Here is a 12995-nt window from a genome sequence, read left to right as displayed (position 1 = left end):
TATTAAAATGACATGCGTGAAGTGATAACAATTAATAATTTTAACATTATTCTCTATAAGAAACAAATGCTATCGACGTAATGTAAAATGACCTTTAACTTGAAAAGAAATATTACCACGTTTTACGTCTGCAACAAACCAATAATCGCTAGCTGGTAATTTAAGACCATTATAAAAGCCATCCCAACCCGGAGTATTAGATGCTATTTGTGTTATGTGTTTACCATAACGATCAAAAATATTAATTATAGTTCCAGGTAGTGTTTCTACACCAACAATATGCCATGTGTCAAAATCGCCATCATTATTTGGCGTAAAGAATTTAGGAATATCAATAACTAAAACTTCTTTGGTTACATTAGAACAACCATTTAAATCTATAATAGTAACCGTATGGTAACCCATAGCTACGTTTTCAAAAACATTAGATTCTTGTGGTTCGTTATCATCTAATTGATAAAGGTAATCACCAATACCGCTAATAGTTACTGTAATATTATTTGGATCTGAAAAATCAACAACTTCTGTCACTTCTATTGTAGCAGCTTCAGATTCAGAAACACCAAAAGTTCGAGAGTTAGTGCAACCAAACTCAGAGGTTATAGTAACGCTATAAATACCAATTTCAGTAATTTCAATTTCTGGAGTTGTTTCTCCAGTTGACCACAGATATTGATCTGTTGGATTATTTGTATTAGCAGAAACTAGTAATGGTAAATTGTCTAAGCAAATCACTTGATCTTCTATATCGATCACTGGTAAAGGGTTTATCACTACTGAAAATTGTGTAGTATTATAACAACCAGTACTATTATTTTCTACTCGAGCATATATTATTTCACTATCAAAAGCAAAGTAATTTGTTTCTATAGCAGAATTACTTTCTTGAGCTTGTAATTCTGAATTGTGATAAGTTACAGTAAATTGTGTAGCGTTTTGACCATTCAAAATACTACTATTTTGTTGAGATAAATCGAATTCCAATAATCCATCGAAATTATCATCACAAGCTTCTAAATTTGTAGGTTGATTGGCAATAGGCAAAGGATTTACATTGAGATTAAATTCATAATAATTAAAACAATGTGTTGTACTATACTCAGCTCTAACAAATAGAGTGTCAAAATTAGTTTGGTAAGTGTAGTTAGAATCTAATGCATTAGTATTAGCAATAGCATCCACTTCATTAGTGAAATAGCTAAATATAACATTAAAATTAACATCTACAGCTACGATATTAATGTCTGTTAAATCTATACTGTTTGAATCAGTAACACAAATATCATAAGTGACAAAATCATTTATCACTGGAGGCAGATTTACAATCAGTTCTAGTGGAAGTGTTACATAACAATTAGATGCAGTGTTGGTTACCTTGATATATACGGTTTGTATACTTGAAGTATTTGTGTAATTCTCTGGATTAACTATTGGGTTAGAGTCTAACTCAGAATCTTCAAAATTTTCATAATAATTAATGACAATATCATCTTGTCTTACATCTAAAAAGTCTATTTCTGTTTGTGTTAAATCAAAAGTTACAAATCCATCACCATCGTCATCACAAACAATTATAGGCACAGTAGGATTAACTTCTGGAACCTGAATAACATTAATTACAAAAGACGTAATTGAATTACAAATTGTTCCATTATCTACTTGCACAAATATATCCTGAGGATTAACTGTATTTGCGTATTCTAGAGGAAGAGGATTTGTGCTATTTATAGCGTCTTCTTCAGTGCTATAGAATGTCACATTTTGAATATCTGAGAATCCTGCAGATATCTCTTCAACTTTAGTTGAAAAATCAAATACTTCAGAACCATCGTTAGAAATATCATCACAAACAATCCAATCTGTAGGTTCATTGTATTGTGGGTTTGTACCAACTTCAATAGTAAATGATGATGTTGTAAAACATGTTTCATCAGTAATATTGTCTACTCTAACAAAGATGGTTTGCGGATTACTAATATTTTGATAAGGACTTGTTTTATTAATAGGATTGACTTTATTGGTAGCATCATTTAGGTTGAGATAGTACGAAACTTCTTTACCGGTTTGCGTATCTAAAGCTTCAGCATCTTTAGTTTCAAAAACAAATTCTCCAATACCGTCAGATTCATTTTCGCAAATATTATAACTACCCATATTATTGGTTAAATCTCCAATATAAGGTAAAGTGTTTACTATAATATTTAATATTTGGGTAGAATGACAGCCTGTTGTATTGTTTTCAATTCTAATAAAAATAGTTTCGGTTTGCGCTTCGTAATTAGATGGATTTATTATTGAATTTTCATCCAAATCAGCATCAATTAAAGTATTGTGGAATGTGATAGTTCTATTCACTGTAGAGGCTACCACTTCGGGAATAGAATTCGTTAAATTGATATTAAATAAGCCATCTCTATCTGCATCACAAATTATAATTTCGTTTGGATTATGACTTTCTGGTGCAGGCAATACTTCAACCTCAAATGAATTTATTGAAGAACAACCTGTTTCGTCAAAACTAATCCTGGGGAATAGAGTGAATGGATTCGAAACATTAGTATAAAGATTTGGAAGCACATTTGTATTATCTATTGCATCTTGTTCTGTTAAAAAATAAGTAACGCTAAACCCATCTTCATTAAAAGTAACATCTGTATCTAAGGATGATAAATCTGTTGTGGTAAACCCATCTTGGTCTTCGTCACAAACACTTACATTACCTATAGACGGAAAGTTTTCAACAGGATAAAGAAATAGTTCAATATCTGCTTGGTCAAAACAAGTTAGACTTTCTAATGTTATATAAATTGTTTGAGGATTACTTTGTAAATTGTAAAGCGCCGTTTGGTCAATAGGATTAGTTTGATTATCTCTATCTCCTTCTGTTTCATAGAATTCAATAGTAATATCTTCTAATTCATGAACGATACTAGCAGCAATAGCTAAAAAGTCAAAACCTTCTACATCATCATTGTCAATATCACATAAAGAAACATCACTAAGATTAGTAGCTGTTAGTAATAAGTTAGTGTGGATTTCAATTGGTGTGACAGAAGCACAGCCTGTTGCATCACTTTCTACTCTAATGAATACAATTTGTTCGTTACTTGTAATATTGTTATAATTGGTATCATCAGCTATAGGGTTATCACCAGATAGAGCTTCTTCAATACTTTCGTGAAAAGTCACACTCACACCTGTTAAACCTTCTAAGACCTCTGGAATAATTGATGTTAGGTCAAATTCCGCTAGACCATCATGATCTACATCGCAGGCATCTATGTAATGATTTCCGGTATTTATAACAGGATTATCTAAAAGTGAAATATCTAATGTTGTTGTACTAATACATCCAGTTTGCGGGTTTCTAACACTTACAAAAACTTGTTCGTTTATATTTGTATTTACATATGGCATTGGTAAAGCATTACTGCCAGATGCTGCATCAGTAGAAGAACTGTGATAAGTTACGACTAAGTTAATTTGTCCATTAGTTATTTCGTCATCCTTAACACTTAAATCAATTGTTGTAAAACCATCTGCTTCTTGGTCATCACAAACCAACAATGGAGTAGGGTCAATGATTGTAGGTAAAGGGTTTACGATTAAACTTATAGTAGAAAATGCTAAACACCCATTAATTGTATCCTCTATTCTTGTATAAATAAGTTGTGGGCTTGTTATGTTTTGGATTGGGTTGGTAATTGCATTTAACCCATTTTGTGCTTCTAAATCTGAATGGTGATAGGAAATTGTATAAGTAGAACTTGGTACTGAAGCTAATACTTCTCCATCTTTTGTAGATAAGTCAAAGGTTTCTATACCGTCATTACTTAGGTCATCACATAGTTCATAATTAGAAATTGGATCTGATGATTGTGTAGAACTTATTGTAATGTTAACATCATCTTCAATAATACAGGCTATTCCAGATAATGAAATATCAATTTCAACTCTATAGTTACCAGATTGAATAGCGTTAAAAGTAGCCGTATCTACTGAAGGAATGAGTGTGTTATTAAAATACCAACTATAAGTAGCATCAGGATTATGTATATCAGCATCAAGTAGAATGTTACTTGCACAGGTAGATAAATCTTCTCCTAAATCTACAGAAGCACTAAAACTACTACCTTCTATAAAAACAGCAGAATCATAATTTTCATCTGTCTGATCTGCAATGACTAGTTTTATTTGATATAATACATCAGGTTGAATAGATGCAGTGGCTGATAGAATAGCTGTTCTTCCATTGTAATTAGTGTCACCTACATTATAACCTTCAAAATATTCACCATTGGATGCATCACAGAAACCAACAATTTCATCATGAACTGTATTAGTATTAACAGGTATTGTTGTCCCTGGAACTAATGCAATATTTGTATAAGGATTACCTGAACCAGCTTCACGAATTAAAAACGCAAAACCGTCCGAGTATTCACATGGAAAATTACCGAAGTATTCTTCTGATGCTAATATGTAATTAAATTGTATTTGATTTGAGGTTGATATAAAATCAAACTCAATAGATGTTGCATTTAATGTCCCCGTAATGCCTAGTGCAGATTCTAAATCACTATCTGTCGTCCAGGAATCATCTCCGTCATTTAATATTGCATTGTTCTGTCCATTACCGGCAGAATCAGCATTACCTGTTGTTAAAACTATACCATTTTCAAATGGAAAATTAGATGTACTGCGTTCAAAATAACCAAAGCTTCCGAGACCAATAGCACTTCCGTTTGACGGGGAAGAAATATTTGATACTTCTACACATCCTTGAATAAGCGTATTTTCAATAAGGTTTTGTGGTGAAATTGTATTGTTTACAGAAATTTGCTGCGCAAAACTAATACTACAAATTAGACATAGAATTAGGCGGAGGGAACGGTTAATACAATTCATAGTTAGGGTCAAGTTACAAAGTTTTAATTAGGGTATATTTGGGACTAACTCTAACTCATACTTTAATTTGTGTGGAAAAATAGATTTAAATAAGATAAAATACAAAAAAATACGATGAAATACATTAAATGTTAACATTTAGGAGCTAACATTTACCTTTTTGTAATAAAAAAGATCTCAAACGAGGCCTTTTTTCTCAAATTGAATTTTTAAGACCATTACTTTTTAAAGTAAATGCGACTTAACCTTAAACTCAATATTGTTATATCGTTCGAGGGAAATTTATTTAATTTTTTTGAGGGAATAAACAGCGACATACTGTGAGAAATTAAATTTAAGGTAACTCACATACATCAGCAAAAATTTAAGACGAACGGTTTAAAACTTTAACACTTTTAGTAATTTACATAAACCCAGCCAACTGATGGCTGATAATTTGGGTCATTAAGATTAAGAATGTAATAATAAGTACCTACAGGTGCAGATTCCCCATGATTGTTTAATCCTCTGTTAATAAGACCATACCAGCGTTTATCGTTGTTGCCTTCAAAAATAACATCACCATAACGATTATAAATCTTTAATTGATGTTCTGTAAAAATATCATAAAGACCTTGTATATTAAACCAATCGTTATAACCGTCATCATTTGGTGAAAACCCTCGTGGTATATAAGGAGGGCAATTTTCTATTGTTAAATCGAATTGAAAAATTTCATAACAAGGAGGACTTATTAGTCTTACATAAATAGTCTCAGGGTTAGATGAGTTATTGTAACTGGTTGGAATTGAAATTTCATTGGACTGTGTTTGAAGGTCCTCAATAGATAGGAAAAAAGAAATATCATCTTCGTTATAATTTAGACTTTCAAGTGCATTATATAAGTTATAGGTAGACTTTTCGAAACCTTCATTACAACCTATCAAATTTGGGAGCACTACAATATCAGGAATTACAAGTAATTCAATAGCAACTGAGGTTGTATTATTAGTCTCATTGGTTTCTGTTACAATTCCGCTCATAGTGCCATCATCATCTACATTGGCAACTATAGTAAAGTTTGGATTTGTAGTTTCTGGCACTGTAACTACAATTGAGTTGCTTTCACTACTACCAATAGCAATTGTGTTTAAAGTTAAACTTTGGCCAATTAAAATACCATCTAAATAAAATGCTATAGGAGTATTTGAAGGAAGTATTTCTGTACTATTAAAATTACTTATAGTATAAAAAAGCTCAATGTCATTATCACCACAATTCACAATATTATTATCAATTACGATAGTAGCATCTGGTAATTGACTATTAAGTACAGTAATTATGTTATTAATCATTACATAATCTTGTCCAGAAGTGAGTGTAATGGTTGCTGAAGTATCACCTATATTGATATTATCCTGAATATTATAAACATCAATATCCATATTATATAAATTCGTAGCACCTGTAAACGAATTTGTACCATTAAAGGCATTATTTGCTGGGTTTAAAGGAAAATTACTAATCACATTTCCGTTTATAGTCAATGATTCATTAACAGCTAAAGCGCGATCACCTTCCCAAGCTACAAAACCAATTTTTGCATCTTCGTTGTCTAGAACGTTTAGATTATCTAGTGTGATACTTAAGAAAGAAGGCACACTTTGTAAACCATCATAAACATTGAGTTGATTAAGTGGTAATGTATCATCTTCATACACAATAGTAATTGCCCAACCTCCAAAGTTGGTTCCACTAGCACAGTAAGGTCCAATTATAGAAGTTAAATCAAAATCTGAAACTGTATAAGTAGTATTACCTTGACTTGTGATAATCGTAGTGACATCCGCAAACGCAGCAAAAAAGACACGTTGCGTATCTAAAGCATCACTAAAAGTGCGTTCAGCTGATACTGCGATGCCGTTTAAAGTAATATCAAAATCGCCAGTGCCAGAACCAGCCCAATAGAGATAAGCAGCAGCTATATTTTGACTTGCATTAAGATTTAAATCTGAAGAAGATGAGGATAGAATGGCGCATGAGGCAGATGGTCCATTTTCAACTGTATTTAGAGTATTACCAATAGCTGTATAATCATAACGTCCGTTAAATTGTTGAAATAAGGACACATCTTGCGCAATTAGAGGGATTGTTGCACTAAACAATAGAATGTATAATATGTACAGTGCTTTTTTCAATAGTGTTTATTTATTGAACTAAGTTACTTAAATTAATTTAGCGTTTCAAAGTAAAGTGACTCGTAAAAGTTCTACCATCTTCGAGTTGAACTTTAAACCAGTAATCGCTTGTTGGCATTTTAGCACCATTATAAGTGCCATCCCAACCTGGTCCTAGAGGATCCAGCTCAGCTAAAAGTTTGCCTTGGCGATCAAAGATGATAATAGAGGAATTTGCTTGAAATTGATTGTTAATGCCATAGACCTGCCAAAAGTCAAAATCACCGTCATTGTTTGGTGTAAAAAACTTAGGAAATCCAATTACTGAGACTAAATCTTCAGTGATACCACAATTGTTTTTATCACGCACATAAATGGTATAAAGTCCTGGTTGTATATCTTCAAATACATTGCTATCTTGATAAGGACCATTACTATTATCTATTGCATATTCATAGTCACCTTCTCCAGACACAAAAACGGTTATAGAATTATTTTGTGAAGTATCTATAACTTCAATATTTGTTATTGTAGCAATATTAGAAGCCAAAACAGTAATGGTTCTATCTTTAAAACAACCATTTGTATTAAATATTCTTACCGTGTAGGATCCAGGTGCATCAACCTCTATTGTGGCAGTGTCTTCACCAGTGGACCATTGGTAACTATAATTACTAGGTGAATCATTAATAACACCTCCATCTAAAACTATAGTTTGCGGAAATGAATTTAAACAATAGAGCGTTTCAAATTGCGTTTCAATATTTGGCAATTCAAAAACAGTGAGTTCAATTTCGCTAATACCAAAACATGCATTAGCGTTTTCAACTCTTGCATATACAGTTTGATTGTAAGGTGCAGTATTTGTATAGGATGTTGCGATTGGGTTAGTTTCCACCAAAGCATCATTATAAGTTTCAAAATATTGAACATCTAAAGTAACAGGTGCACCAGCTAATACAACAGCATTAGAATCTGCAAGATTAAAAGTTGCAAATCCATCTTCCATGCCATCATCATCACATAAGAATAGATTAGCATTGTTAGATGCAGTTGTACTTACTTCCAAGGATACTTCACTAATGTTTATACAACCTGTTAGTGTATTAGTAACTCTTGCATAGATGATTTGAGGATTAAAAAAGTTGTCAAAAGCATCACCATTAATGGCATCCTCTTGGTTTTCGGCATTTACTTGTGAAAGGTAATATTCTACTGTAGAGTTTGGGTCATTATCCGTAATGTCATCTACAATTTGATTAATATTAAAGGTTGTAAATCCTTCTGGTATGCCGTCCTCATCGCATTGTAAAATAGAAACATCATTGGCTATTGGTTTTGTTGCTACAATAATATTAAAGGATACAAAACCAACACAACTTGAATCTAAATCTTCAATACGTACAAATATCTCTGTAGGAGTTGTTGGTGCTGTATTTGTATAATTTGTTGGGAGTGGAGCAGTAGCTGCTTCTGCATCTGCTTGGCTTATATGGTATGAGATATTATAGTTTGCTCCAAGAATACCATTTGTAATTTCTTGTGTTTTAACATCAAAATCAAAAGTTGTCAAACCGTTTTGATCATCTCCATCAATATCATCATCACAAACTTCATAATCGGTTGGTATATTAAAATTTTCTAGAGCAGTAACATTAATATCAAATCTGTTAAGAATAAAACAATCTGTTGTCGTATTTTCTATTCTCACATGGATAGTTTGAGAAGGTGTAGTATTATTAAATATATTTCCTAAAGGATTCACTTTAATATTGGCATCACTTTCAGAAGCATAATAAGTTACAGCAACATCACTTTCATCATTTATGATGGCTTGAGTTAAATCTGTAAGGTCAATTTCAGTTATATTGTCATTAAATAGTAATAATCCGTCACAAAGATCTAAATCAGGTAAAGTAGTAGCAGAGGGGTTTCCTAATAAAGGGTTGGAAGGATTATCAGGAAACGAAGCAGTACCAGTCCATTCTAAAGAAAAAGGACTATTACCAATAGGTCTATCAATAACTATAAAATAGGTTTCACCAGCAAGTACATCAATATCACTAACAAAGCTATCACCATTAGGTCCTGGACCTTCATTAACTTCTGTTGAGGTAGAATTCATACCTGTTAAATTATTGCCTTGTGCAGCAGCAGCTGGATTTGTAGTAGAACAGCGAATGGCTTGCCCAATATTACCACAATCTACATTTGGTCCAAAGACGAAGAAATCATAGTCCTCATTAATACTTGTGCTACCAGGTGTTAATGTGAAACCTAAAGTGCCAGAAGTTGCCATAGTCACTTGCAACCAAATACTGTTATTTTCTTGACTTTGACAAGTGTTAGAACCTGATAATTCCTGCGTACCTATACCATTAACATCTAAGCTAAAACTAGAATTTCCACAAACGGTAACTGCATTTACACAGTCATAAGGTTGTTGAGCATAACCCGATAAAAATAGCCATAGTAAGACATTGAATACTATAGTAGGTTTAGAAAAAAGATTTAGGTTTATGTTCATCGTTTGAGTGTAAAATGACTCGTAAAAGTTCTACCATCTTCGAGTTGAACTTTAAACCAGTAATCGCTTGTTGGCATTTTAGCACCATTATAAGTGCCATCCCAACCTGGTCCTAGAGGATCCAGCTCAGCTAAAAGTTTGCCTTGGCGATCAAAGATGATAATAGAGGAATTTGCTTGAAATTGATTGTTAATGCCATAGACCTGCCAAAAGTCAAAATCACCGTCATTGTTTGGTGTAAAAAACTTAGGAAATCCAATTACTGAGACTAAATCTTCAGTGATACCACAATTGTTTTTATCACGCACATAAATGGTATAAAGTCCTGGTTGTATATCTTCAAACACATTGCTATCTTGATAAGGACCATTACTATTATCTATTGCATATTCATAGTCACCTTCTCCAGACACAAAAACGGTTATAGAATTATTTTGTGAAGTATCTATAACTTCAATATTTGTTATTGTAGCAATATTAGAAGCCAAAACAGTAATGGTTCTATCTTTAAAACAACCATTTGTATTAAATATTCTTACCGTGTAGGATCCAGGTGCATCAACCTCTATTGTGGCAGTGTCTTCACCAGTGGACCATTGGTAACTATAATTACTAGGTGAATCATTAATAACACCTCCATCTAAAACTATAGTTTGCGGAAATGAATTTAAACAATAGAGCGTTTCAAATTGCGTTTCAATATTTGGCAATTCAAAAACAGTGAGTTCAATTTCGCTAATACCAAAACATGCATTAGCGTTTTCAACTCTTGCATATACAGTTTGATTGTAAGGTGCAGTATTTGTATAGGATGTTGCGATTGGGTTAGTTTCCAACAAAGCATCATTATAAGTTTCAAAATATTGAACATCTAAAGTAACAGGTGCACCAGCTAATACAACAGCATTAGAATCTGCAAGATTAAAAGTTGCAAATCCATCTTCCATGCCATCATCACATAAGAATAGATTAGCATTGTTAGATGCAGTTGTACTTACTTCCAAGGATACTTCACTAATGTTTACACAACCTGTTAGTGTATTAGTAACTCTTGCATAGATGATTTGAGGATTAAAAAAGTTGTCAAAAGTATCACCATTAATGGCATCCTCTTGGTTTACGGCATCAGTTTGAGAAATATAAAATTCTACACTTCTATCCGTATTATTACCAATAATCTCTTCTAAATTTTGATTGATGTTAAAGGTTGTAAACCCTTCTGGTATACCATCTTCATCACATTGTAAAATGGTTATATTGTTAGCTTCTGGTGCATCATTTATAATAACCTCAAAGCTTCCAATACTATAACATGTTGTATTCGTAGTATTTTCAATTCTAACAAAAATAGTTTCATTAAAAGCTGTACTATTTGTATAACTTAAAGGCAGAGGGCTTGTATTTGTATCTGCATTATCTTCTGTAGAATGAAATGTTATACTAGTTTCAATTTCATCTTGAGATCCTCGAATCGTTGGAATAAGGTCTCCTAATTCTATTATAGCAAAACCATCCATAATGTCTCCAACATTATCACAAAACTCAATAGTGTTTAATTGTACAATTTGTGGAGTATTGAAGACTTCGAGTTGAAATGTATTTATATCAAAACAATTAGGATTACTAACATTGTCTACACGCACATGAATCGTTTGAGGATTACTAATATTAGAATAAGGGAATAAAATTTCATTTTCACCAGCATTAGCATCATCTGGTGTTTCAAAGTAGCGTACATTATTACTATTTGGATCTTGAGCTAATAAAGCTTCTGCGTTTTTGTTTGTAAAATCAAAACTGAATAATCCATCATTATTAGCATCATCACAGACCTCGATATCAGTTAACGGATTAGCGACAGGGATTTCATAAACACCTACTACGGCACTACCTTCAATTGGACAATCGCCATTATTGGGTTCTATATATACTTCGTAAAAACCTGGAGTATCTATCAATAATTGATCAGATGTTTCTGTTAATGGTGTACCTTCAAAAGACCATACATAATCTGCACCAGTAATCTCTTCAGCTTGTAGTGTGTATGTATCTCCTGTACAAAGTTTTAATTCTGTGGTACTAATCCCATTTCTAATAATATCGGTTTGAGAATTAAATAAAGATTGTATAAAAGGGGGTAAACCAATTTTACTTAGGTTTTGAGCAAAACCATTTACGTCTACTAGGACACCCTGTTCATCATAATTAGTAGCTAAACCATCAGCTTCGGGATTATTTATAACTCCTACATAACGTCCAGTATTATTAAAATCTTGAAAACTCACTTGTGCCCTGTATATACGTCGATCTATTCCCAATTGCAATGCTCCTGCACTTATTGTATTAGATGTGTGTATAACCTGTATTGAATTAGGTATGTCTGAGCTTTCCAAATTCCATTGTAGTATTTGGCTTTGACCACCACCAGCTGCACCAGCACCAACAGTGGCATAGACTTTTCTATTTTCTGCTGAGAATTCTACGCCATAAGGACTGTTATTGTTTTGAGCACTATAAAGCTCTAAACTATTAGAAACGACACCTGTATCGTTATTAAAATCATATAAGTTAATACTACCACCTGAGTTTTCGCCAAGGGCTGCTGACTCTCCAAAGTTTGCAGATATAAGTTTTGTACCATCAGGAGAAGCTTTTAAGTATCCTAAGGCATTACGTCTGTATCCTTCAACTGGTATGTAAGGTATAACTACTGATGTTACAGGTGTTGAATCCACACCATTTTCATCAATTTTAAAAGCATAAAAAGTATCGGCAAAGTGAGTAATTAGCCAGAATGATGAGCAATCATCTGCTTTAACAGCTGTTATTTTTTCTGAACATTTTGTATCAACTTGAAGAGGATCAGATGTGTCATAAGTAACTAAAGGGATATTCTTTTCTACAGCGTCAACTGCTCCCAAACCGTTATCATCTAGAATATTAATTCTAGAGTAAGTTAGACCATCGTTCACGCCATCATTTGCAGTCTCATTTGGGAAATTTGCTGTGTTAAAATGATGAGGTTCATCTACTGTAAATATGTAATAGAAATCAGAATCTTGTGGTTTAGGTACAATTAGACCAGACGAGGTACTAGAATCATCCCCTTTGAGGCCAGTTCCATTTACCATAATCTGATGATTTCTATTCCAAACAGTACTTCCATCCGAGTAAAACAATAAATTGCCATCAGCATCAGAAATAGAGGTACACCCTTCTAAGGTATTAATTTGTCCATCAGTAACCGCATTTACAGTTCCGGCCTGAGCATCAAAGCGCAAGCCAGCATTTTGCCCAAAATACCAGTACGATGCTTCGTTTTGCCCAAACGAAACAAAACACGTAACAAGTAATAGAAAGATTAGACCAATCTTTTTCATAGTAACTTTGATGTATAGTAAACT

The 12995-nt window shown here is 32.9% G+C and carries 4 protein-coding genes; all 4 read right to left on the bottom strand.

Annotated elements, in window-relative coordinates:
* Nucleotides 1–69: 69 nt before the first annotated feature.
* Nucleotides 70–4908 carry a T9SS type B sorting domain-containing protein gene (locus WPG_RS01505; protein ID WP_045468464.1) on the bottom strand — a complete coding sequence of 1613 codons (4839 nt, stop codon included), beginning with the start codon at nucleotides 4906–4908 and terminating at the stop codon, nucleotides 70–72.
* A gap of 395 nt (nucleotides 4909–5303) precedes the next feature.
* Complete coding sequence (locus WPG_RS01500) at nucleotides 5304–7085, bottom strand: T9SS C-terminal target domain-containing protein (RefSeq protein WP_045468461.1); 1782 nt, start codon at nucleotides 7083–7085, stop codon at nucleotides 5304–5306.
* A gap of 37 nt (nucleotides 7086–7122) precedes the next feature.
* The gene (locus WPG_RS01495) at nucleotides 7123–9591 is read right to left on the bottom strand and encodes a T9SS type B sorting domain-containing protein (RefSeq protein ID WP_084221496.1); all 2469 of its coding nucleotides are present in this window, start codon (nucleotides 9589–9591) and stop codon (nucleotides 7123–7125) included.
* Nucleotides 9588–12971 carry a T9SS type B sorting domain-containing protein gene (locus WPG_RS01490; protein ID WP_045468458.1) on the bottom strand — a complete coding sequence of 1128 codons (3384 nt, stop codon included), beginning with the start codon at nucleotides 12969–12971 and terminating at the stop codon, nucleotides 9588–9590. The genes WPG_RS01495 and WPG_RS01490 overlap by 4 nt, the downstream gene beginning before the upstream one ends.
* Between the last annotated feature and the right edge of the window lie 24 nt (nucleotides 12972–12995).

The organism is Winogradskyella sp. PG-2 (assembly GCF_000828715.1).
Classification (GTDB): Bacteria; Bacteroidota; Bacteroidia; order Flavobacteriales; family Flavobacteriaceae; genus Winogradskyella.
The sequence above is the reverse complement of the archived record's forward strand: the minus strand, read 5'-3'. Positions and strand labels throughout refer to the sequence as shown.

Coding starts and splice junctions, on each gene's coding strand:
- WPG_RS01505 (WP_045468464.1), bottom strand. CDS start 4,908: ATGAATTGTATTAACCGTTCCCTCCGCCTAATTCTATGTCTAATTTGT.
- WPG_RS01495 (WP_084221496.1), bottom strand. CDS start 9,591: ATGAACATAAACCTAAATCTTTTTTCTAAACCTACTATAGTATTCAAT.
- WPG_RS01490 (WP_045468458.1), bottom strand. CDS start 12,971: ATGAAAAAGATTGGTCTAATCTTTCTATTACTTGTTACGTGTTTTGTT.